Origin of the sequence: Bacillus sp. PAMC26543 (genome assembly GCF_014250375.1) — a bacterium.
In the GTDB taxonomy this organism is placed as follows: Bacteria; Bacillota; Bacilli; order Bacillales; family Bacillaceae; genus Bacillus; species Bacillus halotolerans.
Genome location: NZ_CP060193.1, coordinates 933828 through 957320 on the forward strand (window position 1 = coordinate 933828; position 23493 = coordinate 957320).

General features: G+C 44.5%; 28 protein-coding genes and 1 riboswitch. Of the genes, 23 read left to right on the plus strand and 5 right to left on the minus strand.

The genetic code is table 11. The features are described from left to right. Window positions 1-36 precede the first annotated feature (36 nt). On the minus strand, window positions 37-369 hold the full coding sequence (locus H7F27_RS04610; RefSeq protein WP_024122779.1) for a spore coat protein: 333 nt from the start codon (window positions 367-369) through the stop codon (window positions 37-39). A gap of 12 nt (window positions 370-381) precedes the next feature. Further along, entirely contained in the window at window positions 382-627 is a 246-nt protein-coding gene (locus H7F27_RS04615; protein ID WP_010331808.1) for a hypothetical protein, read from the minus strand. A gap of 99 nt (window positions 628-726) precedes the next feature. Between H7F27_RS04615 and H7F27_RS04620 the strand changes: the two genes are divergently transcribed. After that, window positions 727-1635: a proline dehydrogenase family protein gene (locus H7F27_RS04620; RefSeq protein WP_101859979.1), complete on the plus strand. Its 909-nt coding sequence runs from the start codon at window positions 727-729 to the stop codon at window positions 1633-1635. A 27-nt stretch (window positions 1636-1662) separates the two neighbouring features. Here H7F27_RS04620 and H7F27_RS04625 read toward each other — a convergent pair whose 3' ends face one another. Further along, entirely contained in the window at window positions 1663-1806 is a 144-nt protein-coding gene (locus H7F27_RS04625; protein WP_185848649.1) for a YuzL family protein, read from the minus strand. Between the two features lie 175 nt (window positions 1807-1981). On the opposite strand from H7F27_RS04625, the gene H7F27_RS04630 reads away from it, so the two are divergent. From H7F27_RS04630 to sufB, 19 genes are all read left to right on the plus strand, one after another. Next, window positions 1982-4351 (plus strand): 3-hydroxyacyl-CoA dehydrogenase/enoyl-CoA hydratase family protein, encoded by a 2370-nt coding sequence (locus H7F27_RS04630; RefSeq protein ID WP_185848650.1) that lies wholly within the window; start codon window positions 1982-1984, stop codon window positions 4349-4351. A gap of 10 nt (window positions 4352-4361) precedes the next feature. Beyond that, complete coding sequence (locus tag H7F27_RS04635; RefSeq protein ID WP_103671345.1) at window positions 4362-5537, plus strand: acetyl-CoA C-acetyltransferase; 1176 nt, start codon at window positions 4362-4364, stop codon at window positions 5535-5537. A gap of 14 nt (window positions 5538-5551) precedes the next feature. Continuing rightward, on the plus strand, window positions 5552-7336 hold the full coding sequence (gene fadE, locus H7F27_RS04640) for an acyl-CoA dehydrogenase FadE (RefSeq protein WP_103671346.1): 1785 nt from the start codon (window positions 5552-5554) through the stop codon (window positions 7334-7336). A 111-nt stretch (window positions 7337-7447) separates the two neighbouring features. After that, window positions 7448-7804, plus strand: a complete 357-nt coding sequence (locus H7F27_RS04645; RefSeq protein ID WP_024122775.1) for an arsenate reductase family protein — start codon at window positions 7448-7450, stop codon at window positions 7802-7804. Window positions 7805-7870: 66 nt separating this feature from the next. Next, window positions 7871-8254, plus strand: a complete 384-nt coding sequence (gene gcvH, locus H7F27_RS04650) for a glycine cleavage system protein GcvH (protein ID WP_010331800.1) — start codon at window positions 7871-7873, stop codon at window positions 8252-8254. 55 nt (window positions 8255-8309) lie between these two features. After that, complete coding sequence (locus tag H7F27_RS04655) at window positions 8310-8546, plus strand: YusG family protein (protein WP_010331799.1); 237 nt, start codon at window positions 8310-8312, stop codon at window positions 8544-8546. A 75-nt stretch (window positions 8547-8621) separates the two neighbouring features. Next, the gene (locus H7F27_RS04660) at window positions 8622-8975 is read left to right on the plus strand and encodes a toprim domain-containing protein (RefSeq protein ID WP_024122774.1); all 354 of its coding nucleotides are present in this window, start codon (window positions 8622-8624) and stop codon (window positions 8973-8975) included. An 11-nt stretch (window positions 8976-8986) separates the two neighbouring features. After that, on the plus strand, window positions 8987-9307 hold the full coding sequence (locus H7F27_RS04665) for a thioredoxin family protein (protein ID WP_024122773.1): 321 nt from the start codon (window positions 8987-8989) through the stop codon (window positions 9305-9307). 107 nt (window positions 9308-9414) lie between these two features. Continuing rightward, the gene (locus tag H7F27_RS04670; RefSeq protein WP_024122772.1) at window positions 9415-9759 is read left to right on the plus strand and encodes an SCP2 sterol-binding domain-containing protein; all 345 of its coding nucleotides are present in this window, start codon (window positions 9415-9417) and stop codon (window positions 9757-9759) included. Window positions 9760-9873: 114 nt separating this feature from the next. Further along, a riboswitch (SAM riboswitch) is annotated at window positions 9874-9980 on the plus strand. A gap of 105 nt (window positions 9981-10085) precedes the next feature. Beyond that, on the plus strand, window positions 10086-11111 hold the full coding sequence (gene metN / locus H7F27_RS04675; RefSeq protein WP_024122771.1) for a methionine ABC transporter ATP-binding protein MetN: 1026 nt from the start codon (window positions 10086-10088) through the stop codon (window positions 11109-11111). Beyond that, window positions 11104-11772, plus strand: a complete 669-nt coding sequence (gene metP / locus H7F27_RS04680) for a methionine ABC transporter permease MetP (protein ID WP_010331792.1) — start codon at window positions 11104-11106, stop codon at window positions 11770-11772. Before metN ends, metP begins: the two co-directional genes overlap by 8 nt. Before the next feature lie 13 nt (window positions 11773-11785). Continuing rightward, window positions 11786-12607, plus strand: a complete 822-nt coding sequence (gene metQ, locus H7F27_RS04685) for a methionine ABC transporter substrate-binding lipoprotein MetQ (RefSeq protein WP_095714027.1) — start codon at window positions 11786-11788, stop codon at window positions 12605-12607. Between the two features lie 82 nt (window positions 12608-12689). Further along, the gene (locus H7F27_RS04690; RefSeq protein WP_038954281.1) at window positions 12690-13067 is read left to right on the plus strand and encodes a carboxymuconolactone decarboxylase family protein; all 378 of its coding nucleotides are present in this window, start codon (window positions 12690-12692) and stop codon (window positions 13065-13067) included. Window positions 13068-13259: 192 nt separating this feature from the next. Beyond that, a complete protein-coding gene (locus H7F27_RS04695) occupies window positions 13260-13412 on the plus strand; it encodes a YuzK family famiily protein (protein WP_010331789.1) in 153 nt (50 codons plus the stop codon). A 176-nt stretch (window positions 13413-13588) separates the two neighbouring features. Further along, window positions 13589-14374, plus strand: a complete 786-nt coding sequence (gene sufC, locus H7F27_RS04700; protein WP_010331788.1) for a Fe-S cluster assembly ATPase SufC — start codon at window positions 13589-13591, stop codon at window positions 14372-14374. Between the two features lie 17 nt (window positions 14375-14391). Then, the gene (gene sufD, locus H7F27_RS04705) at window positions 14392-15705 is read left to right on the plus strand and encodes a Fe-S cluster assembly protein SufD (protein ID WP_095714026.1); all 1314 of its coding nucleotides are present in this window, start codon (window positions 14392-14394) and stop codon (window positions 15703-15705) included. Continuing rightward, complete coding sequence (gene sufS / locus H7F27_RS04710; RefSeq protein ID WP_024122766.1) at window positions 15705-16925, plus strand: cysteine desulfurase SufS; 1221 nt, start codon at window positions 15705-15707, stop codon at window positions 16923-16925. The genes sufD and sufS overlap by 1 nt, the downstream gene beginning before the upstream one ends. After that, window positions 16915-17358, plus strand: a complete 444-nt coding sequence (gene sufU, locus H7F27_RS04715) for a Fe-S cluster assembly sulfur transfer protein SufU (RefSeq protein ID WP_003222809.1) — start codon at window positions 16915-16917, stop codon at window positions 17356-17358. The genes sufS and sufU overlap by 11 nt, the downstream gene beginning before the upstream one ends. A gap of 20 nt (window positions 17359-17378) precedes the next feature. Next, complete coding sequence (sufB, locus tag H7F27_RS04720; protein WP_003228608.1) at window positions 17379-18776, plus strand: Fe-S cluster assembly protein SufB; 1398 nt, start codon at window positions 17379-17381, stop codon at window positions 18774-18776. A 1292-nt stretch (window positions 18777-20068) separates the two neighbouring features. On the opposite strand, the gene H7F27_RS04725 is transcribed toward sufB, so the two are convergent. Next, window positions 20069-20341 carry a hypothetical protein gene (locus H7F27_RS04725; protein ID WP_024122765.1) on the minus strand — a complete coding sequence of 91 codons (273 nt, stop codon included), beginning with the start codon at window positions 20339-20341 and terminating at the stop codon, window positions 20069-20071. Next, window positions 20341-20490 (minus strand): hypothetical protein, encoded by a 150-nt coding sequence (locus H7F27_RS04730; RefSeq protein WP_003240873.1) that lies wholly within the window; start codon window positions 20488-20490, stop codon window positions 20341-20343. Before H7F27_RS04730 ends, H7F27_RS04725 begins: the two co-directional genes overlap by 1 nt. A gap of 158 nt (window positions 20491-20648) precedes the next feature. Between H7F27_RS04730 and H7F27_RS04735 the strand changes: the two genes are divergently transcribed. The 3 genes from H7F27_RS04735 (at window position 20649) to frlB (ending at window position 23446) form a co-directional block, all read left to right on the plus strand. Continuing rightward, window positions 20649-21767 carry an NAD(P)/FAD-dependent oxidoreductase gene (locus H7F27_RS04735; RefSeq protein ID WP_185848651.1) on the plus strand — a complete coding sequence of 373 codons (1119 nt, stop codon included), beginning with the start codon at window positions 20649-20651 and terminating at the stop codon, window positions 21765-21767. 102 nt (window positions 21768-21869) lie between these two features. Then, a complete protein-coding gene (locus H7F27_RS04740; protein ID WP_101859984.1) occupies window positions 21870-22244 on the plus strand; it encodes a nucleotide excision repair endonuclease in 375 nt (124 codons plus the stop codon). 215 nt (window positions 22245-22459) lie between these two features. Beyond that, entirely contained in the window at window positions 22460-23446 is a 987-nt protein-coding gene (gene frlB, locus H7F27_RS04745) for a fructosamine deglycase FrlB (RefSeq protein ID WP_185848652.1), read from the plus strand. Window positions 23447-23493: the final 47 nt, after the last annotated feature.

Consider the following 23493-nt stretch of genomic DNA (forward strand, 5'->3'; position numbering starts at 1 on the left):
CATCATACCCTTTTTGCGGATCTGATTGACAGAGCTTTATTGCTGATAAGGAGACTGCTGCTGAATGGTTTGCTGGAACTTTTGATAGGATTGCTGCAGCTTTTGGGCGTCTTCTGCTTCAACAGTATACCATCCGTATTGGAACATGAGATCATACAGTTTTCTTTGCGCTTTTTGTGACTCATCAAAAATGGATTGAATATCCTGATAGAGAGATTCATGGCTGAACTCATGCAGAGCAGTGCAATACGCAGTGGTCATGTATTTTTCCGTTGTCAAAAGTTCATTGACGACATCTCTGTCATTCATTTCTGATGTAGTCGGCACAGGTGTTTGCGGGTTGCTGATTTTCTGATTTTGCTGATTCATTTTGGCGCCTCCTTATTGGATATAGCCGGACTGCTGCTGGCCTGGCTGCAGGTGCTTTAATATTCTTTGATAGTGATCGTGATGCATATGTCCGACGCGGTCTAGTTCTTGTTTTAATGTTTGATCCTGGCACTGCTGCGCCATAAAATGCGCTTTTTTCATCGCGAGCAGATTCCAGTTCAGCATGTCATTCAGATACAAATGATCCTTTGTCGAAATAACAGAGGGCGGCATTTGAGATTGCTGCTGATTGTTCATTGTAATCCTCCTTTGCGTTCTATTCGTTTTATGTTTCCTTCAGTATGGGAGTTATATACAGGTGTTTTGAAGAAGGCTGTATCGTCAGGAGGGAATTGGATGTTGAGACATATGTTTTTATTCTTATCTCAAAATAAAACGCTCACCAAGCTTGCCAAAGCATACGGATCACGGCTGGGGGCGCGGAGATTTGTCGCGGGGGACACGATTGAATCGGCTGTTCGGACCATTAAAAAGCTGAATCGATCCGGTTTGTGCACAACCATTGATTATTTAGGCGAGTATGCGGCTACACAAAAAGAAGCGAGTCGAGTCGCAGAGGAATGCAAGAAGGCGATTCAAGCGATTGCCGAACACCGGTTAGATTCCGAGTTTTCCCTTAAGCTGACGTCACTGGGGCTCGATATTTCAGAAGAGCTGACCGTTTCACATTTGCGTGACATTTTATCTGCTGCGAAGGAAAATGACGTGGCTGTGACGATTGATATGGAGGACTACTCACATTATGAACAGACGCTTGCCATCTACAGGCAGTGCAAGCAGGAATTTGACATGCTGGGTACGGTGATACAGGCGTATCTTTACCGGGCTGCAGAAGATATCCGAAAGCTGCACGATCTGAAGCCGAATCTCAGACTTGTCAAAGGCGCTTACAAGGAATCTGCGGCCGTTGCATTCCCTGATAAAAAAGGAACAGACCTTCACTTTCAGAGCTTGATTAAACTTCATCTGCTGAGCGGGAACTATACTGCCGTCGCTACACATGATGATGACATCATTGCGTTTACGAAGAAACTCGTTGCCGAGCATCAAATCCCGCTGTCACAATTCGAGTTTCAAATGCTTTACGGGATTAGGCCGGAGCGGCAGAAGGAACTCGTGAAGGAAGGGTACAAGATGCGTGTATATGTCCCGTATGGAACCGACTGGTTTAGCTACTTTATGAGAAGAATCGCCGAAAGACCCGCAAATGCGGCTTTTGTGTTAAAAGGGATTTTCAAAAAGTGAAAGCAGCCGCGAACCGCAGCTGCATTGTTATTGTTCCATGTTGTGTTTCTTATACTGCTGATTTTGGCTTGTCTGTTTTCCGCCGCCGTAATGCTGTGTCGGACCGGCATCCCCTTTCACGCTCGCCGCGCTTACTGCTGCTGAAGACGGGTTCTTTTTCTCTCGCACCATTCCCTTCACCTCCGGGTTTAAGTTTCCCGTCTTCTATTTGCTTCATACAAAAAAATAACAAATTAGCTATTGAAGTCGAAACAAAAATCTTTTATGATGAAAGAAGAAACGGGTTTCCATTTTTTTTGACCAAAAAATGAATGATTATTCATTCAACGTTCAAGGGGGATGTCTCATGCACAAACACATTCAAAAAGCAGCCGTTTTAGGATCGGGGGTTATGGGTTCCGGTATTGCTGCGCATTTGGCTAACATCGGAATTCCGGTCCTGCTGCTTGATATTGTGCCGAACGATTTAACAAAGGAAGAGGAGAAAAAGGGGCTGACGAAGGAAAGTCCGGAGGTGCGCAGCAGGCTGAGCAGATCTGCGGTGAAAAAGCTGCTGAAACAAAAGCCCGCCCCTCTTACGTCAGCACAAAATACCGCTTATATTACTCCCGGCAATCTAGAAGATGATGTTGAGAAGCTGAAGGAAGCTGATTGGATTATTGAAGTCGTTGTCGAAAATCTTGAGGTCAAAAAGAAGATTTTCTCTCTCGTGGATGAGCATCGGAAACCGGGCAGCATTGTCTCGAGCAACACGTCCGGCATTTCAGTGCAGGCAATGGCTGAAGGCAGGTCTGATGATTTTAAAGCTCATTTTCTTGGAACACACTTTTTTAACCCGGCGCGATATTTAAAGCTGCTGGAGATCATTCCGATTAAGGAAACGGATCCTGACATTCTGGCGTTTATGACATCCTTCGGTGAAAATGTCCTCGGCAAAGGTGTGGTCACAGCAAAGGACACACCAAATTTTATCGCAAATCGAATCGGGACGTACGGACTTCTCATTACGGTTCAAGAAATGCTGAAAGGCGGCTATCAGGTCGGAGAAGTCGACTCCATCACAGGCCCGCTGATCGGAAGACCGAAAAGCGCAACCTTCAGAACGCTGGATGTTGTCGGCCTTGATACGTTTGCCCACGTCGCCCGAAACGTATATGACAAAGCAGAGGGAGACGAAAAAGAAGTGTTTCGCCTGCCTGACTTCATGAATGACATGCTGCAAAAAGGCTGGATCGGAAGCAAATCCGGTCAAGGCTTTTATAAAAAAGAAGGAAAAACGATTTATGAGCTTGATCCGATGACGCTTACTTACGGAGAACGGTCAAAGATGAAAACGCCGGCTCTTGAAGCGGCAAAGCAAGCTAAAGGGATAAAAGCTAAAATGAAAGCGCTTATTTATTCAGAAGACAGGGCTGGCCAGCTGCTGTGGAATGTCACGTCGCAAACGCTGCTTTACTCAGCCCAGCTGCTCGGAGAAATTGCCGACGATATTCATGCAATTGACCAAGCTATGAAATGGGGATTCGGCTGGGAACTGGGGCCATTCGAAATCTGGGACGCAATCGGTCTCAGACAGTCGGCGGAAAAGCTTGAACAGCTTGGAGCGGAGATTCCCGGCTGGATAAAAGATATGCTGGACAAAGGGAATGAGACCTTCTACATCAGAGAAAACGGAACAGTGCTTTATTACGAAAGCGGCGAATACAGAGCTGTAAAAGAAAACAAGAAACGAATCCATTTACAGTCAGTTAAAGAAACAAACGGCGTCATTGCGAAAAACAGCGGAGCGAGCTTGATCGATCTTGGTGACGATGTAGCGCTTCTGGAATTTCACTCGAAAAGCAATGCCATCGGGCTCGACATCATTCAAATGATCAACAAAGCATTGGAAGAAACAGAGCGGAATTACAAAGGGCTTGTCATCGGCAATCAAGGAAAAAATTTCTGCGTGGGCGCCAATCTTGCCATGATCTTAATGGAAGTACAAGATGAAAACTTTATGGAAGTTGATTTGGTGATACGGCGTTTTCAAGAGACAATGATGAACATCAAATACAGCACGAAACCTGTTGTTGCAGCTCCATTTGGCATGACGCTCGGCGGAGGGACGGAAGTGTGTCTCCCTGCTGCACGAATACAAGCGGCAAGCGAAGCCTATATGGGACTTGTAGAATCAGGAGTCGGCCTTATCCCTGGCGGAGGGGGCAATAAAGAGCTGTACATCAATCATCTTCGCCGCGGTCTTGATCCGATGAATGCGGCCATGAAAACATTTGAAACGATCGCAATGGCTAAGGTGTCAACTTCCGCCCAAGAGGCTCGGGAACTGAACATTTTAAAAGAGGCTGACCGTATCAGCACTAACCAGAATCACCTCCTGTACGATGCAAAGCAGTTAGCCGCCTCTTTATACGATACCGGCTGGCGGCCGCCTGTAAAAGAAAAGGTCAAGGTGGCGGGGGAAACAGGTTATGCCGCGCTTCTGCTCGGTGCAGAGCAAATGAAGCTGTCCGGCTACCTATCTGAGCATGATATGAAAATCGCTAAAAAGCTCGCTTTTGTGATTGCCGGCGGAAAAGTGCCGTTCGGAACAGAGGTGGATGAAGAGTATTTATTGGAAATTGAGAGAGAAGCGTTTTTAAGTCTGGCAGGCGAGGCGAAATCTCAAGCGAGAATGCAGCATATGCTGGTGAAAGGCAAACCTTTACGGAACTAGGAGGGAGTTTATGAAAGAGGCAGTTATTGTGGCAGGAGCAAGAACACCGGTAGGGAAAGCGAAAAAAGGTTCATTGGCCACCGTTCGCCCGGATGATTTGGGAGCCATTTGCGTGAAAGAAACGCTGAAACGAGCAGGCGGCTATGAGGGCAATATTGACGATTTAATTATTGGCTGTGCAACACCTGAAGCAGAACAGGGGCTCAATATGGCGAGAAATATCGGCGCGCTTGCGGGTCTGCCATATACGGTGCCGGCGATTACGGTCAACCGCTACTGTTCCTCAGGTCTTCAGTCCATCGCATATGCGGCAGAAAAAATTATGCTTGGCGCCTACGATACGGCCATTGCAGGCGGAGCGGAATCTATGTCACAGGTTCCGATGATGGGGCATGTGACCCGTCCGAACCTCGCATTAGCCGAGAAAGCGCCGGAGTATTACATGAGCATGGGACACACGGCAGAACAGGTTGCGAAAAAATACGGCGTTTCCCGTGAAGATCAGGATGCTTTTGCCGTGCGCAGCCACCAGAAAGCTGCCAAAGCCCTTGCAGAGGGGAAATTTAAAGATGAAATTGTCCCAGTTGAAGTCAAGGTGACAGAAATCGGCGAAAACCATAAGCCGCAGGAAAAACATACTGTTTTTTCTCAGGATGAAGGTGTCCGCCCGCAAACGACCACAGACATTTTAAGCACATTACGCCCGGCCTTTTCCGTTGACGGGACAGTCACTGCCGGAAATTCCTCGCAAACAAGTGACGGGGCGGCGGCTGTCATGCTGATGGATCGCGAAAAAGCGGATGCGCTTGGTTTGGCGCCGCTTGTCAAATTCCGTTCCTTTGCAGTTGGCGGGGTGCCGCCGGAAGTCATGGGCATCGGGCCCGTGGAAGCCATTCCGCGCGCACTGAAGCTTGCCGGGCTTCAACTGCAGGACATCGGGCTGTTCGAACTGAACGAAGCGTTTGCATCACAAGCCATCCAAGTCATCAGGGAGCTGGGGATTGATGAGGAGAAAGTGAATGTCAACGGGGGCGCTATCGCACTCGGACACCCGCTTGGCTGTACGGGCACAAAGCTAACTCTCTCGCTGATTCACGAAATGAAACGAAGAAACGAGCAATTTGGTGTCGTCACAATGTGTATCGGCGGCGGAATGGGAGCAGCCGGTGTATTTGAATTATGCTAAAGGGGGAAAAACAAATGACGAAAAAAACGGCTGAAGTACTAAAAGGCGGCGGCTTCTTAATCGAGGATGTCACATATGATCAGATGTATACACCGGAGGATTTCACCGACGAGCATAAAATGATTGCGAAAACAACGGAGGATTACATTGAGCAGGACGTTCTGCCGCATATAGATGAAATTGAGAACCATCAATTTGAACATTCCGTCCGGCTTTTGAAGAAAGCGGGAGAACTGGGGCTTCTCGGAGCCGATGTGCCCGAGGAATACGGCGGGCTGGGCCTTGATAAGATCAGCTCGGCGCTGATCACTGAAAAATTTTCGCGTGCGGGAAGCTTTTCACTTTCTTACGGTGCGCATGTCGGCATCGGTTCCTTGCCGATCGTCTTCTTTGGAACGGAAGAGCAAAAGAAAAAATATCTCCCTGATCTGGCTTCTGGGGGAAAGATCGCTGCGTACGCACTGACTGAGCCGGGTTCCGGATCTGATGCGTTAGGCGCAAAAACGACAGCGGTGCTGAATGAAGCTGGAACGCATTACGTATTAACCGGAGAAAAACAGTGGATTACCAACTCAGCTTTTGCCGATGTCTTTGTCGTTTACGCCAAAGTGGACGGCGAAAAGTTTTCCGCTTTTATTGTAGAAAAAGATTTTCCGGGCGTATCAACCGGACCTGAAGAAAAGAAAATGGGAATTAAAGGGTCATCGACGAGAACCCTTATTTTAGATCAGGCTGAGGTGCCGAAGGAAAACCTTCTTGGAGAAATCGGCAAAGGGCATGTCATCGCTTTTAATATTTTAAATATCGGCCGCTACAAGCTGGCAGTAGGAACGATCGGCGCGTCCAAACGGGTGATCGAGCTGTCTGCAGCTTACGCAAATCAGCGCCGCCAATTTAAAACGCCGATCGCAGGATTTTCGCTGACCCAGGAAAAAATCGCGACGATGGCATCAAGACTGTATGCGATGGAAAGCTCTGTGTACAGAACTGTCGGACTGTTTGAAGACAATATGAGCCAGTTTACAGCTGAAGACCTAAAGGACGGAAGACAAATTGCGAAGTCCATTGCCGAATACGCCATTGAATGCTCTCTCAACAAGGTGTTTGGCTCTGAAACGCTTGATTATATTGTCGATGAAGGCGTGCAAATCCACGGCGGCTACGGATTTATGCAGGAGTATGAGGTGGAAAGAGCCTATCGCGATTCCAGGATCAACCGGATTTTCGAAGGAACAAATGAAATTAACCGGTTAATCGTGCCAAGCACGTTTCTGAAGAAAGCGATGAAAGGCGAGCTGCCTCTTTTTGAAAAGGCACAGGCGCTTCAAGAAGAACTCATGATGCTTATGCCTGAGGATCCGGGCACCGGCGTATTAGAGCAAGAGAAATATATCGTCAAGCAAGCCAAAAAAATCGCCCTGTTCGCCGCGGGCCTTGCCGCGCAAAAATACGGAAAAGCGATCGACCGCGAACAAGAAATCCTCGTAAACGTTGCTGATATTGTCAGCAATGTATATGCAATGGAATCAGCGGTGCTCAGAACGGAAAAGGCAATTGCCGCGCAAGGAAGCGATAAAGCAGCGCAAAAGCTGCTGTACACAGAAATTTTCGTTCAAGAAGCCTTTAACGAAATTGAAGCCCATGCGAAAGAATCTTTACTAGCAATGGAAGAAGGGGATTCTCTCCGTATGATGCTCTCGGCTCTCCGCAAGCTGACACGCGTGACGCCTAAAAATGTCATTCGGAAAAAACGTGAAGCGGCAGCGGGTGTGTTCGAGGCAGAAAAATATATTGTCTGAGTCCCAAGGAGCTCCGCTCATCCGGAGCTCTTTTTTTATGAAGCACTGTTTTAGGTTTTTAAAACAAACTGTGTTAAAATAACCTCGATTATTTTATTGAGGGGGAAGAAGATGTCGTTAACTTTTTACTGGTACCCTAAATGCGGAACGTGCCGCAAAGCGAAAAAATGGCTTGAAGAACACGGAAAAGAAATCAACGAAATACATATTGCAGAACAGCCTCCAAGCAAAGAGGAGCTAAAATCGCTTTATGAAAAAAGCGGGCTGGATTTAAAGAAATTCTTCAACACAAGCGGCATGAAATACCGTGAACTGAATCTGAAGGAAAAACTGTATCATATGTCAGAAGACGAACAGCTTGAACTGCTGGCTTCAGACGGAATGCTGATCAAGCGCCCGCTCACAACAGACGGCGAAAAAGTGACAGTCGGCTTTAAAGAAGATCAATTTGAAGAAAACTGGTCATGATGTAAATTTTTTTCGAAAAGTGTGGTATCTTCTTATTGTAGTGCTGTAAAAAATGGAGGGATTCAATTGAGCATACCTAAAGATTTGCGTTACTCAGAAGAACACGAGTGGGTAAAAGTTGAAGGAGAAAAAGCCAAAATCGGCATTACCCATTTTGCCCAATCCGAGCTCGGAGATATCGTGTTTGTTGAGCTTCCTGAAGTCGGCGCTGAAATTAAAGCGGACGAGCCTTTCGGAAGTGTAGAATCCGTAAAAACGGTATCTGAGCTTTACGCACCGATTAACGGAACTGTAGTGGAAGTAAACGAAGATCTTGATGACAGCCCGGAGTTCGTCAACGAATCTCCGTATGAAAAAGCATGGATGATCGTCGTTGAACCGTCTGATGCGTCTGAAATTGAAAAACTAATGACAGCAGAGCAATACGAAGAGATGACACAGCAAGACTAAAACCGGATAGCTGAGCAGGCAATTGGATACGCTAACGCTATGGGAGGTGTCCAATATGGCTTTCAGCAAACAAAAGCTCGATGTCACCAATGATGTGACAGGCCGCTTTCAAAATGGCCGGCTCTCGTTATATCATGAAGATGAGATGATCGGCCAAATGACAGGCATGAATGAATATGAGCTTAAGTCCGGTTTTACCTATGAAAATGAAAAGTTTTATAAGACAGCCGACGTGGTTTCAGGAGACGATCAGAAATATGTGGATTGTGACTACGAAAGCGGCTGGTGTTAATGTTGGCGGTGAATTTCACTGCCTTCTTTTACAATCTGAACGTTTCAAATTTGGCGGCAGGTGAAGCAGATGAACATGGACGAGCTGGAAAAAGTCTTGATTGTTGAAGGGAAATCAGATAAAGAAAAGATTGAAAGCGTCCTGAATGAGCCAGTGCGCATTCTCTGCACAAACGGAACAATCAGCCAGCTGAAGCTGGAGGAATTGGCTGACGAGCTTTATGAGAAGGACGTCTATATTTTGGTTGATGCCGATGAATCGGGCGAGAAATTGAGAAAACAGCTGAAAAGGGAATTTAATGAAGCCTTCCATATACATATCGACAAAGCCTATAAGGAAGTCGCGGCGGCGCCCAGACACCATATAGCATCTGTATTGCTGAGCGCAAATCTGAATGTCCATACGATTTTTCTTGAAAGAAAGACCTGAGGTGTTATAGCATGAAAGAACTCCAAGAACAAGAACTTGAACACATTACTGATGATGTGTATCTCCTATATTTATATACTCCGTTTTGCGGGACCTGCCAGCTGGCAAGCAAAATGCTGACAGTCGTCGAAGAAATGCTTCCGTCTGTCGCCTTCTATAAAAATAATCTCAACTATTCACCGGCGTTTGCTAAAGCATATCAAATTGAAAGCGTCCCTTGTTTTCTGCTGTTTAAGGGCGGGAAAGTAATTGAAAGAGGGTATGCGTTTCATTCCGTTTCTTACTTATATGAGCTGATCAAACAAAAATCATCTTCTGCATCTCATTTATGACATTTTTCTCGGCGCATTCCAATGAAATTGTCGTTCGTTTTATAAAGGGGTTCTTGCGCTGAGGAGAGAAATGTGTATGTATGACCAACAAATAGGAGGTTGTACAAATGGAGAAAGCGGAAGTTTTAGAAGATGATTACCAGCATCTGTTTTTAAAACCCCTTTTGAACACTTCAACATTGCTCATTACCTTCCAAGGAGAAACAGAAGCCTTAACCGTCTCAATAAACGAACAAGGGGAAATGAAAAAGATTTCTCCGCCCCACACGTCCAACCTGACCTTTTATGGAAACCAAACAGAAATCATTGATCTTTTGCATGGAGACATTTCCCTTCAGCACCTGATCCAGAGCGGAAGCCTAAAGGTAAAGGGTTCATTCAGAGCGCTGTTAAAGCTGGAAGCCATTCTGTGGCTGACTAATGGTTTTTTTCAGAGGATTCTAAAGAATTGAAAAATAGTAAATTATTATAATAGTAAAAGTTGACATCATTTATTTTATTGACATTTTATCATTCGCCATGCTATTCTACATTAAGAATTTCCGGACGAAAAAGACTATATATTTCTCTTATCAAGAGAGGTGGAGGGAAGTGCCCTATGAAGCCCGGCAACCATCAACACTGTTGAAATGGTGCCAATTCACACGAAGCGTTCAGCTTTGAAAGATGAGAGAAAGGCGTTTTATATAAGCCTTTCTGCTCAAGTATGCAGAAAGGCTTTTCTTTTGCAGAAAAAACCGGAAGATTTCTTAGAATAGTGTTAAGGCAGGTGATCGCTTTGATCAATCTTCAGGATGTTTCAAAAGTGTATAAGTCGAAACATGGAGATGTCAATGCTGTCCAAAATGTCTCGCTTTCCATAAAAAAAGGTGAGATTTTTGGAATTATAGGATATAGCGGAGCTGGTAAAAGTTCCTTAATCCGTCTGCTGAACGGACTTGAGAAACCGAGCTCAGGAATCGTGGAAGTGGCGGGAACAAAGATTAATGAAGTAAACGGACGCAATTTAAGAAAAGCACGCCATGAAATCAGTATGATTTTCCAGCATTTCAATTTGCTCTGGTCGCGAACTGTCAGAGATAACATCATGTTTCCTTTAGAAATTGCCGGGGTGAAAAAAAGCGAGCGGATCAAGCGTGCCAATGAACTGATTAAACTGGTAGGTTTAGAAGGAAAAGAAAAATCTTACCCATCCCAGCTGAGCGGAGGACAAAAGCAGCGGGTCGGAATCGCCAGAGCGCTCGCAAACAATCCGAAGGTTCTCCTTTGCGATGAAGCGACATCAGCTTTAGATCCGCAAACAACTGATTCAATCTTGGATCTTTTGTCCGATATTAATGAAAGACTCGGTTTGACGATTGTGCTGATCACACACGAAATGCATGTCATCCGAAAAATCTGCAACAGAGTCGCTGTCATGGAAAACGGAAAGGTTGTTGAAGAAGGAGAAGTTCTCGATGTCTTCAAGAATCCGAAGGAAGAAATGACAAAACGATTTGTCCAGCAGGTGACTGAGCCTGAAGAAACAAAAGAAACGCTTCAGCATCTTCTTGACGAAAAAGCGTCAGGAACAACGGTTCAGCTCACATTTGTCGGCGAAGCGGCTGAACAGCCTCTGATTACAGAGATGATCAGAAACTTCAATGTCAGTGTCAATATTCTGCAAGGGAAAATCTCGCAGACGAAGGACGGAGCATACGGTTCATTGTTCATCCATATTGACGGTGACGAGGAAGAAGTGCAAAACGTGATCCGGTTTATTAATGACAAACAGGTGAAAGCAGAGGTGATCACGAATGTTTGAAAAATACTTCCCGAACGTTGATGTAACTGAATTATGGAACGCGACATACGAGACGCTTTATATGACGCTGATCTCTTTGGTTTTTGCCTTTGTCATCGGGGTGATCCTCGGTCTGCTGCTCTTTCTCACAAGCAAAGGGAGCCTCTGGCAGAACAAAGCGGTCAACACTGTGATTGCGGCCATTGTCAATGTATTCAGGTCTATTCCGTTCCTCATTTTAATTATTTTATTACTAGGTTTTACGAAGTTTTTAGTCGGCACCATCTTAGGGCCGAACGCGGCACTTCCGGCGTTAGTCATCGGCTCAGCCCCGTTTTACGCGCGGCTTGCTGAAATTGCGCTGCGCGAGGTGGATAAAGGCGTCATCGAAGCTGCGAAATCAATGGGAGCCAAAACATCAACGATTATTTTCAAAGTGTTGCTTCCGGAATCCATGCCGGCCCTTATTTCTGGGATCACGGTTACGGCCATCGCTTTGATCGGCTCAACGGCAATTGCGGGCGCCATCGGTTCAGGAGGCCTTGGAAACCTTGCATATGTAGAAGGATATCAGTCTAATAATACTGATGTGACCTTCGTTGCTACTGTATTTATTTTAATCATCGTTTTCATTATTCAAATGATCGGTGATGTCATAACAAATATAATAGACAAACGATAAGGGAGGATTTACATTGAAAAAGCTATTTTTAGGTGCATTACTGCTTGTATTTGCAGGAGTTATGGCTGCCTGCGGTTCTAATAACGCTGAATCCGGCAAGAAAGAAATTGTTGTTGCAGCTACAAAAACACCGCATGCAGAAATTTTAAAAGAAGCTGAACCATTGTTAAAAGAAAAAGGCTACACACTGAAAGTGAAAGTGCTTAGTGATTACAAAATGTACAACAAAGCCTTAGCTGATAAAGAAGTGGATGCGAACTTCTTCCAGCACATTCCTTACCTTGAGCAAGAAATGAAAGAAAACAAAGATTATAAACTTGTGAATGCCGGCGCGATTCACTTAGAGCCATTCGGTATTTATTCTAAAAAATACAAATCATTAAAAGATCTTCCCGACGGTGCGACAATTATCCTGACAAATAACGTGGCTGAACAAGGCCGTATGCTTGCAATGCTTGAGAATGCAGGATTAATTACACTTGATTCCAAAGTGGAGACAGTCGATGCAACACTGAAAGACATTAAGAAAAACCCGAAAAACCTTCAGTTCAAAAAAGTAGCGCCTGAATTAACGGCAAAAGCATATGAAAACAAAGAAGGAGACGCGGCCTTCATCAATGTGAACTACGCGATCCAAAATAAATTAAATCCTAAAAAAGACGCGATTGAAGTGGAATCAACAAAAGATAACCCTTACGCCAATATCATTGCAGTGAGAGATGGCGAAGAGGATTCTGCAAAAATCAAAGCGCTGATGGAAGTTCTTCACTCTAAAAAGATCAAAGACTTCATCGATAAAAAATATGACGGAGCTGTGCTTCCTGTATCTGAATAAGACTGAAACCCCGGATGAGAAATCCGGGGTTTTTTGGGTATTTTCCTTAAAGCTGTTCATAATAAAAAGGAATGTTAAACAGATGGAGGGATTTTCTTTGAATCAAGATAGAGGAAGCATGCAGGACGCGCTAAAACAATATAAACAAAGTTTAGGCACATTTGAACAGAAGATGCCGATGATGGGAAGAAAGTTTAACGAATTTACCGAACAATGCTTTGCAGCTAATTCGCTAACAGAAAGAGAAAAACAGCTGATTGCACTGGGGATCGCCATCAATGCTCAGGACGAATATTGCATGATCTATCACACAAAAGGCTGTCTTGACCAAGGAGCGACGGAAGAAAACATTCTTGAAGCTGTCAGTGTGGCGGCTGCATTCGGAGGCGGAGCTGCTCTAAGCCAAGGTGTGACAGTTGTCCAGCAGTGCATAGAGGAATTTGGAAACACTACGCATTAGAAGAAGGAATATTCCGAAAAACGATTCTCATTTCAACTCAAAGGGTCCTTTCGTCTCATCCGTTGTTATATCAAGCCATATCCATTTTGCAGCGCCGGTCGCAGAGCTGATACAATAGCAGTAAATAAATGAAGGGATTGATTCATTATTTGCAGCAGCCAGGACAGACTGGACCTCGATTATACGTCAGAAATGGAAAAAGCGATGCAGCTGTCTCATGGAATCGGATACGAGGAATACGGACGCCGGCTGGATACAAGAATGGAAGTTGAGCGGCAGAGAGAGCTTGAATATAAAAAATGCAAGCGGTATTCTGCGGAGCTTAATGAGAAAATCGGTCTTTAAAAAAGGGTGGGAATCCACTCTTTTTCTTTTTCAATTGCTTTAATAAAGTGCTGAACTTTGTTAAACTTGAGAAATGTGCAAGGCACGATAAAAAGTTGTATTTACTTTTCATTTGTTATAAAATTAGAATGAGAATAAAATGAGAATAATGATTATATATTTTTGGAGGTATAGATATGGCTGCTTCAACATTAACGATCAAAGATCTTCACGTTGAAATCGAAGGGAAAGAGATCTTAAAAGGTGTAAACCTTGAAATAAAAGGCGGAGAGTTCCACGCCGTAATGGGACCGAACGGTACTGGTAAATCAACTCTGTCAGCTGCTATTATGGGGCATCCTAAATATGAAGTAACGAAGGGCAGCATCACGCTTGACGGCAAAGATGTACTGGAAATGGAAGTGGACGAGCGTGCGCAGGCAGGTTTGTTCCTTGCAATGCAGTACCCAAGTGAAATCAGCGGTGTGACAAATGCCGACTTCCTTCGTTCTGCGATCAACGCGCGCAGAGAAGAAGGCGATGAAATTTCTCTTATGAAATTCATCCGCAAAATGGACGAAAACATGGAATTCTTAGAAATGGACCCTGAAATGGCTCAGCGCTACCTCAACGAAGGCTTCTCAGGCGGGGAGAAAAAACGCAACGAAATCCTTCAGCTGATGATGATTGAACCGAAAATCGCCATCCTTGATGAAATCGACTCAGGTCTTGATATTGACGCTCTGAAAGTTGTATCAAAAGGGATCAACAAAATGCGCAGCGAAAGCTTCGGCTGCCTGATGATCACTCACTATCAGCGTCTGTTAAACTACATCACTCCTGATGTGGTTCACGTTATGATGCAAGGCCGCGTTGTAAAATCCGGCGGTGCAGAGCTTGCACAGCGTCTTGAAGCAGAAGGTTATGACTGGATCAAAAAAGAACTTGGCATTGAAGACGAAACTGTAGGCCAAGAAGCGTAAGCGTTAGGGGGATTAATATGACACTAGATACAAAACTATCCGTAGATCAGGAGTATCTCAAAAGCTTTTCCGAAAAGCATCAAGAACCTGCCTGGCTGAAAAACCTGCGCTTACAGGCTCTTGAACAAGCTGAGGATCTGCCGATGCCGAAGCCTGACAAAACAAAAATCACAAACTGGAACTTCACGAACTTCGCGAAGCATACAGTTGATAATGAGCCGCTTTCTTCATTAGAAGATTTGACTGATGAAGCAAAAGCGCTGATCGATGTCGAAAACGAAGATAAAACGTTATATGTACAGCGTGATCAGACGCCTGCATACCTTTCTCTTTCTCAGGAATTGAAAGACAAAGGCGTCATCTTTACTGATATTTTGACTGCTGCCCGCGAGCACAGCGACTTAGTGGAGAAATACTTTATGAAAGACGGCGTGAAGGTTGATGAGCATAAATTAACTGCACTTCACGCAGCTCTTGTTAACGGAGGGGCATTCCTCTATGTTCCGAAAAATGTTCAGGTGGAGACGCCGGTTCAGGCTGTTTATGTCCACGAAAGCAACGATACAGCTCTATTCAACCACGTATTGATTGTGGCGGAAGACCATAGCTCAGTAACGTATGTAGAAAACTACATCAGCACGGTCAACCCGAAAGATGCTGTATTCAATATTATCAGTGAGGTTATCACAGGTGATAATGCCAGTGTGACATACGGTGCGGTGGATACTCTGTCTTCCGGCGTGACAACTTATGTCAACCGCCGCGGTGCTGCGCGCGGACGCGACAGCAAAATCGAGTGGGCTCTCGGCCTCATGAACGATGGCGACACCATTTCCGAAAACACAACAAACCTTTACGGTGACGGCACTTATGGCGACACGAAAACGGTTGTTGTCGGAAGAGGAGAGCAAACAGAAAACTTCACGACACAAATCATTCATTTCGGTAAAGCTTCTGAAGGATATATCTTGAAGCACGGTGTGATGAAGGATTCCGCTTCTTCTATCTTTAACGGAATCGGCAAAATCGAACATGGCGCTTCTAAAGCGAATGCGGAACAGGAATCCCGTGTGCTGATGCTCAGCGAAAAAGCGCGCGGAGACGCAAACCCTATTCTTTTAATTGACGAAGACGATGTAACTGCAGGACATGCGGCATCTGTCGGCCGTGTGGACCCTATTCAGCTTTACTACCTGATGAGCCGCGGGATTGCGAAAGAAGAAGCAGAACGCTTAGTCATCTATGGATTCCTTGCGCCGGTAGTTAACGAACTTCCGATTGAAGGCGTTAAGAAACAATTGGTTTCTGTTATCGAAAGGAAAGTGAAGTAATGAATATCACAGATATTCGTGAACAGTTCCCGATCCTTCATCAGCAAGTGAACGGACATGATCTCGTTTATCTCGACAGCGCGGCGACTTCTCAGAAGCCGCGTGCTGTCATTGAAACACTGGATAAGTATTATAACCAATACAATTCCAATGTTCACCGGGGCGTCCATACGCTTGGAACCAGAGCGACAGACGGTTATGAAGGAGCGCGTGAAAAAGTCCGCAAGTTTATTAACGCGAAGTCAATGGCTGAGATTATTTTCACAAAAGGCACGACCACATCATTGAACATGGTGGCGCTAAGCTATGCACGCGCCAACCTCAAACCGGGTGATGAAGTGGTCATCACCTATATGGAGCATCATGCGAATATCATTCCGTGGCAGCAGGCTGTCAAAGCGACTGGCGCCACATTAAAATATATTCCGCTGCAGGAAGACGGCACGATTTCATTAGATGACGTCAGAGCAACGGTCACAAGCAATACAAAGATTGTTGCGGTATCTCATGTGTCTAATGTTCTCGGCACGATCAACCCGATAAAAGAAATGGCGAAAATTGCTCATGACAACGGGGCTGTCATTGTGGTGGACGGTGCACAAAGCACGCCTCACATGAAAATTGACGTGCAGGATCTCGATTGCGACTTCTTTGCGCTTTCTTCCCACAAAATGTGCGGCCCTACCGGAGTAGGTGTGCTGTACGGAAAGAAAGCCCTGCTGGAAAACATGGAGCCTGCCGAATTCGGCGGTGAAATGATTGACTTTGTGGGGCTTTATGAATCAACTTGGAAAGAGCTTCCGTGGAAATTCGAAGCGGGTACTCCGATTATTGCTGGAGCAATCGGTCTCGGTGCCGCAATTGATTTTCTCGAAGAAATCGGTCTTGATGAGATTTCCCGCCACGAGCACAAGCTTGCAGCTTATGCGCTTGAACGCTTCCGTCAGCTTGACGGCGTGACGGTTTACGGACCGGAAGAGCGTGCCGGGCTGATCACATTTAACCTTGATGATGTTCATCCGCACGATGTGGCAACCGTACTTGATGCGGAAGGGATCGCTGTCAGAGCGGGTCACCATTGCGCCCAGCCGCTGATGAAATGGCTGGATGTAACTGCTACTGCGAGAGCAAGCTTTTATCTGTATAATACAGAGGAAGAGATTGATAAGCTTGTGGAAGCTCTTCAAAAGACAAAGGAGTATTTTACAAATGTCTTTTAATGCAAACTTAGATACATTGTACAGACAAGTGATTATGGATCATTACAAAAACCCGCGCAACAAAGGGGTTTTGAATGACAGCATCGTCGTGGATATGAACAACCCGACATGCGGCGACCGAATCAGACTGACAATGAAGCTTGACGGAGACATCGTGGAAGATGCGAAATTTGAAGGGGAAGGCTGTTCCATTTCAATGGCATCCGCTTCGATGATGACTCAGGCGATTAAAGGGAAAGATATTGAAACAGCCCTTTCCATGTCTAAGATTTTCTCGGATATGATGCAAGGGAAAGAATATGATGATTCTATAGATCTGGGTGATATTGAAGCCCTTCAAGGCGTTTCAAAATTCCCGGCCCGTATTAAATGTGCAACCCTGTCATGGAAGGCACTTGAAAAAGGAGTCGCTAAAGAAGAGGGCGGCAATTAAAAGGATTGGAGTGAAAATGGATGGCTAAAAAAATGCCTGATATTGGTGAATACAAATATGGTTTTCACGACAAGGACGTTTCCATTTTCCGTTCAGAGCGCGGATTGACAAAAGAAATCGTAGAAGAAATTTCTCGCATGAAAGAAGAGCCTCAATGGATGCTTGATTTCCGCTTGAAATCACTTGAACATTTCTACAACATGCCAATGCCACAATGGGGCGGAGATCTAAACTCACTGAACTTTGACGAAATTACGTACTACGTAAAACCGTCTGAGCGTTCAGAGCGTTCTTGGGATGAAGTTCCTGAAGAAATTAAGCAAACATTCGACAAGCTCGGGATTCCTGAAGCTGAACAAAAATACCTTGCGGGTGTTTCTGCTCAGTACGAATCAGAGGTTGTATACCACAACATGAAAGAAGATCTTGAAGCGCAAGGCATCGTCTTTAAAGATACAGACAGCGCGCTGAAAGAAAATGAAGATATTTTCCGTGAGCACTGGGCAAAAGTGATTCCGCCGACTGATAACAAGTTTGCGGCGCTGAACTCAGCTGTTTGGTCCGGCGGATCTTTCATCTATGTGCCAAAAGGCGTGAAGGTTGAGACACCGCTTCAAGCTTACTTCCGTATCAACTCTGAAAACATGGGTCAGTTCGAACGTACACTGATCATCGTTGACGAAGAAGCAAGCGTGCATTACGTTGAGGGCTGTACGGCACCTGTTTACACAACAAACTCTCTTCACAGTGCGGTTGTTGAAATCATCGTGAAAAAAGGCGGCTACTGCCGTTATACGACGATCCAAAACTGGGCGAACAACGTTTACAACCTAGTAACGAAGCGTACAGTATGTGAAGAAAACGCAACGATGGAATGGATCGATGGCAACATCGGATCTAAACTGACAATGAAATATCCGGCTTGTATCCTAAAAGGCGAAGGCGCGCGCGGTATGACGCTTTCTATCGCTCTTGCGGGTAAAGGCCAGCATCAGGATGCGGGTGCAAAAATGATTCACCTTGCGCCAAACACATCTTCCACAATCGTATCAAAATCGATCTCTAAACAAGGCGGGAAAGTAACCTACCGCGGAATCGTCCACTTCGGACGTAAAGCGGAAGGCGCCCGTTCCAACATCGAGTGTGATACGCTCATTATGGATAACAAATCAACATCAGATACAATTCCTTACAATGAAATCTTAAATGATAACATTTCATTGGAGCACGAAGCGAAAGTGTCTAAAGTATCTGAAGAACAGCTCTTCTACTTGATGAGCCGCGGTATTTCCGAAGAAGAAGCGACTGAAATGATCGTAATGGGCTTCATCGAGCCATTCACAAAAGAGCTTCCAATGGAATACGCAGTTGAAATGAACCGTTTGATTAAGTTCGAAATGGAAGGTTCTATTGGATAACTAACGAAAAACCCTTGTTTATCAAGGGTTTTTCTTACTTTTGGCACGTGCCAAGTTTCTATTGTGCCAACTTTTATGCCAAGTTTTTTGTTATCTTGATGTGTAAGAAGCGTATTTTTCAAGCTCATCTTGTTCGATTTTTTCAGTTATGTGTGAATATTTTTCACTTGTTGTTTTAGTGTTCTTGTGTCCGAATCGTTTTGATAGATAGATATAGCAGACTTACACATGACTCAAGGGCGAAAACAGTGTGCGTGTGTCTGAAAGCATGTAAGCCTCTATATTCAACCCCTGAAGCTTGGTGATAGTCCGAATCGTTTCACGTATAGTGGAAGGTGTAAGATAGTGCTCATTGTAATTTTGGAAAATGATTCCATTTTTTTTGAACCTTGGATTTCCAAGAATCAATTCATTTTGCTATGTTTTGAACGTTTTTAATTCACAAATAACTTCTTCATATACGAAGATTAGGCGCAGTGTTTTAATATAGAGTTGGAGTCGGAGGAGAACAATAGAAGGAAACAATATCTCTTAAATCAACGGAATAATTATTCCATCTTCCACCGAAAAACCTATATCCATAAACTCTTGATTCCCCGATAGTCGTTAAGAAAAACCAGAAATTATCATCGTTTCTAAGCCACAAATACGTGAAACGATACAAACAATTTTGTAGATCCCAGGGATTCAGGGCATAGGGTGTCATTTGTCTTTGATATACCATAATTCGAGGTTCACTCCTTATTGCAATTAGACTTTTAACCAGTTTACGCTCAGGGTCAAAACTTGGATTGGATGTATGCCTAGTAGCCCAAAAAAATTTAAATATGAATAAAGAAGCTTATATGGAGTGGTTTATAGATTAGACACCTATTTTTATTGAGAACGGTATCTCTATTTCAAAAGGAAATTAGTACAGTTTAAATAAGCCGTGGACTTGTTCAACTAACGGGTGCATTACTTTGTAAGAACCTTCAAACGAAATGAAACGTACTCACGGCAGCACCCGTGAGTTATCACTGTAAAACTCTTATATCATGTGGCTTCAGCCCATGCCAACACCGTTCTAAGTTGAGATTATAATCTATTTTAAACCATTTGAAGAAATGGCTTTATATCAAGGGTTTGGGCGCCTTTTATAAATCATTTCGTACCATTTCGAGCAAAATTAATCAAGTTCGAAACGGAAGGTTCAATCGGTTAATTTTCTTTTGAAAAGGACGTGACTGGTTACCAGTTGCGTCCTTTTATGTATGCAGAAGAAAATCCGCAGGCCGAGGGGCCCGCGGTTTCTACACTTCATTCTCCTGATTGATGATTTGCTTTACAGATGTGCCATTGTGATATCCATTGTTCATCTCTCGTAATTGCGTATAAGCCGTGTCAAATTCCTCTTTTGACATCTGCTTTGCGGCTAATGCTGAGCATAAAATGGCAAAGGCGATCGGCATTGTATCAATGTGGATTTCAATATGGACTTCTGAGTTGCCGCTGTTTTCGATCATAGATCCATTGCTAGGCATATCTTGAGTATGTCTGTTGATAGGAATGATATTCTCGTTCATTACTCTTCTCCGTCTTGAGACTGTGCCTGTGCCTGATCCTGATCTGTATTCACGTTGACTACGACTTTTGCATTGCCGCTGTTTTCAACTTTAGCAACTGATACATTGCGCTTTTGGTTTTCTTCATTTTCATGACGATTTTCGCTCATGGTATCATCCTTTCTCTATTGATAGTGACAGGATATTCAATAGGAGAGTGAAGAGATTGGACGAACTTCGCGGTTTTTCCACATTGGGGCTAAAGGTCGAAGGAAAGCACTCTATTTGGTAAAATGAATAGATATTATAAAAGAAAAGGTGTTTGCATATGAAGTCTTACATCATCGTCGGCGCAGGCATACTAGGTGCATCGACGGTTTATCATCTCGCAAAATCAGGAGCCCGGGTTACGGTGATTGACCGGAAGGAACCGGGACAAGCTACGGATGCGGCGGCGGGAATCGTCTGTCCTTGGCTGTCGCAGCGCCGCAATCAGGATTGGTATCAGCTCGCTAAGGGCGGAGCGCGATATTATAATGATTTAATCAATCAATTGGAAGAGGACGGAGAAACAGACACCGGATACAAGCGTGTCGGTGCGATCAGCATTCACACTGATGCGGTGAAGCTCGATAAGATGGAGGAGCGGGCGTATAAGAGACGCGAGGATGCGCCGGAGATCGGTGACATCACCCGTTTGTCTGCGAGTGAAACGAAAAAGCTGTTTCCCATTTTAGCTGATGGCTATGAATCGGTTCATATCAGCGGCGCCGCCCGTGTGAACGGGAGGGCGCTATGCCGGTCGCTTTTAAACGCTGCCGAGAAACATGGTGCAGTCATTGTAAAAGGAAACGCGTCCTTGCTTTTTGGGAACGGAAGAGTCACCGGTGTCCAAACAGACAAGCAACAGTTTGAGGCTGATAATGTGATCGTGACTGGAGGGGCATGGGCCAATGAATTGATGAAGCCTCTGGGCATTCATTTTCAAGTGTCCTTTCAGAAGGCGCAAATTATGCATTTTGAAATCTCTGGCGCAGATACCGGATCGTGGCCGGTAGTGATGCCGCCGAATGACCAGTATATTCTGTCCTTTGATGACGGCAGAATTGTAGCAGGCGCCACCCATGAAAATGAGGCCGATCTTAAAGACCTGCGTGTGACAGCAGGGGGACAGCATGAAGTCTTGAGCAAAGCACTTGCCGCAGCCCCGGGGCTTGCTGACAGCACAGTCATTGAAACAAGAGTGGGCTTCAGACCGTTTACACCGGGGTTTCTGCCAGTGGTGGGTGCCGTGCCGAATGTTCAAGGACTTTACGCCGCTAACGGTTTAGGCGCGTCGGGATTAACGATGGGGCCGTTTCTCGGTTCAGAGCTCGCAAAGCTAGTTCTCGGAAAGCCGACAGAAATAGACCTTAGCCCTTATGATCTTGCCGGAGCGCTTGCATAATAATGAAAGGCATGACAAACAAATATAATAAAGCTGTTCTAGCTTTTCTTTCCTGTCTGTGTTAGCATTTATCTTTAATGAAAAAGAGGACGTGAACTGATTTTGATAAAAATTGATATACCCGCACCGAATGTGACGATCACCGAGCGACAGCAGTCAGCCAATCATAACGAACCGAAAGTAAAGGCGATTCATGGGTTCATTGACTTTCACCAGATACCAAGGGATAAAGGCGGCATCTTCATGTTTTACAACATTCATGATGAGCTGCTGTTTGTCGGTAAAGCCAGAAAGTTAAGACAGAGAATTAAAAAGCATTTTGAAGACACTGTCTCACCGATTAAAAATCACAGAGACGAAGTTTATAAAATTGAAGTATGTGTAGTTGAAGATCCAATGGAAAGAGAAATTTACGAAACCTATATCATCAATACACAGCACTCGAAGTATAATATAGACAAGGTATTTTTTAAATAAGAAGTCAGTCTGCGGATTGAACAGCGAGGCCAGAGCTTATATTAAGTTCTGGCTTTTTGATTTGGCATTTTTCTACACAAAGATCCTTTGTCTATCATCTAAGTAAATTAATGAGAAATTTCAGAAAATAATATTGACATTCCTATCTCTGGACTTTAATATAACAATATATAATGTTATATAACGTTATATAATAAAAATGAGGAGTGAAGGATTTGAGTCAGGTCACAGCAAAAGTTAATCGTGAGGTTCAAGCTTTCTTGCAGGATTTGAAAGGAAAAACCATCGACCATGTATTCTTTGTCGCATGCGGAGGGTCTTCGGCCATTATGTATCCGAGTAAATATGTGTTTGACAGGGAGTCAAAATCAATCAGCTCTGACCTTTACAGCTCTAATGAATTTATTCAGCGAAACCCTGTGCAGCTTGATGAAAAGTCTCTTGTCATTTTGTGCTCACACTCGGGAAATACCCCGGAAACGGTAAAAGCCGCTGCATTTGCGAGAAGCAAAGGCGCGCTTACGATTGCAATGACGTATAAGCCGGAGTCTCCTTTAGCACAGGAAGCGCAATATGTAGCCCAATATGACTGGGGTGATGAGGCGCAGGCGATCAATACGAACTATGGCGTTCTATATCAAATCGTTTTCGGCGCTTTGCAGGTATTAGAAAACAATACGACATTTGAACAAGCAATAGAAGGTTTAGATCAATTGCAGGCTGTGTATGATGAAGCCCTTAAGCAGGAAGCTGAAAACACACAGCAATTTGCAAAAGCACATGAAAAAGAAAGCATCATTTATACAATGGCAAGCGGTGCAAACTACGGTGTCGCTTACTCCTACAGCATCTGCATTCTCATGGAAATGCAATGGATTCATTCCCACGCCATTCATGCCGGAGAATATTTTCACGGACCGTTTGAAATTATTGATGAATCCGTGCCGTTTATCATCCTGCTCGGTTTAGATGAAACAAGGCCTCTTGAAGAGCGGGCGCTTACCTTCTCGAAAAAATATGGCAAAAAGCTGACTGTGCTCGATGCCGCATCTTACGACTTCACTGCAATTGACGATTCAGTAAAAGGCTACCTTGCTCCGCTTGTTCTTAACCGTGTGCTGAGAAGCTATGCGGACGCTTTGGCAGAAGCAAGAAATCATCCTTTATCTCATAGAAGATACATGTGGAAAGTTGAGTATTGATCTGAAAAAGAGGAACCATTATGCATTAGACTATAATGTTATATAAC

Coding starts and splice junctions, on each gene's coding strand:
- H7F27_RS04610 (WP_024122779.1), bottom strand. CDS start 369: ATGAATCAGCAAAATCAGAAAATCAGCAACCCGCAAACACCTGTGCCG.
- H7F27_RS04615 (WP_010331808.1), bottom strand. CDS start 627: ATGAACAATCAGCAGCAATCTCAAATGCCGCCCTCTGTTATTTCGACA.
- H7F27_RS04620 (WP_101859979.1), top strand. CDS start 727: ATGTTGAGACATATGTTTTTATTCTTATCTCAAAATAAAACGCTCACC.
- H7F27_RS04625 (WP_185848649.1), bottom strand. CDS start 1,806: ATGGTGCGAGAGAAAAAGAACCCGTCTTCAGCAGCAGTAAGCGCGGCG.
- H7F27_RS04630 (WP_185848650.1), top strand. CDS start 1,982: ATGCACAAACACATTCAAAAAGCAGCCGTTTTAGGATCGGGGGTTATG.
- H7F27_RS04635 (WP_103671345.1), top strand. CDS start 4,362: ATGAAAGAGGCAGTTATTGTGGCAGGAGCAAGAACACCGGTAGGGAAA.
- fadE (WP_103671346.1), top strand. CDS start 5,552: ATGACGAAAAAAACGGCTGAAGTACTAAAAGGCGGCGGCTTCTTAATC.
- H7F27_RS04645 (WP_024122775.1), top strand. CDS start 7,448: ATGTCGTTAACTTTTTACTGGTACCCTAAATGCGGAACGTGCCGCAAA.
- H7F27_RS04655 (WP_010331799.1), top strand. CDS start 8,310: ATGGCTTTCAGCAAACAAAAGCTCGATGTCACCAATGATGTGACAGGC.
- H7F27_RS04660 (WP_024122774.1), top strand. CDS start 8,622: ATGGACGAGCTGGAAAAAGTCTTGATTGTTGAAGGGAAATCAGATAAA.
- H7F27_RS04665 (WP_024122773.1), top strand. CDS start 8,987: ATGAAAGAACTCCAAGAACAAGAACTTGAACACATTACTGATGATGTG.
- H7F27_RS04670 (WP_024122772.1), top strand. CDS start 9,415: ATGGAGAAAGCGGAAGTTTTAGAAGATGATTACCAGCATCTGTTTTTA.
- metP (WP_010331792.1), top strand. CDS start 11,104: ATGTTTGAAAAATACTTCCCGAACGTTGATGTAACTGAATTATGGAAC.
- H7F27_RS04690 (WP_038954281.1), top strand. CDS start 12,690: ATGGAGGGATTTTCTTTGAATCAAGATAGAGGAAGCATGCAGGACGCG.
- H7F27_RS04695 (WP_010331789.1), top strand. CDS start 13,260: ATGGAAAAAGCGATGCAGCTGTCTCATGGAATCGGATACGAGGAATAC.
- sufC (WP_010331788.1), top strand. CDS start 13,589: ATGGCTGCTTCAACATTAACGATCAAAGATCTTCACGTTGAAATCGAA.
- sufD (WP_095714026.1), top strand. CDS start 14,392: ATGACACTAGATACAAAACTATCCGTAGATCAGGAGTATCTCAAAAGC.
- sufS (WP_024122766.1), top strand. CDS start 15,705: ATGAATATCACAGATATTCGTGAACAGTTCCCGATCCTTCATCAGCAA.
- sufU (WP_003222809.1), top strand. CDS start 16,915: ATGTCTTTTAATGCAAACTTAGATACATTGTACAGACAAGTGATTATG.
- sufB (WP_003228608.1), top strand. CDS start 17,379: ATGGCTAAAAAAATGCCTGATATTGGTGAATACAAATATGGTTTTCAC.
- H7F27_RS04725 (WP_024122765.1), bottom strand. CDS start 20,341: ATGAACGAGAATATCATTCCTATCAACAGACATACTCAAGATATGCCT.
- H7F27_RS04730 (WP_003240873.1), bottom strand. CDS start 20,490: ATGAGCGAAAATCGTCATGAAAATGAAGAAAACCAAAAGCGCAATGTA.
- H7F27_RS04735 (WP_185848651.1), top strand. CDS start 20,649: ATGAAGTCTTACATCATCGTCGGCGCAGGCATACTAGGTGCATCGACG.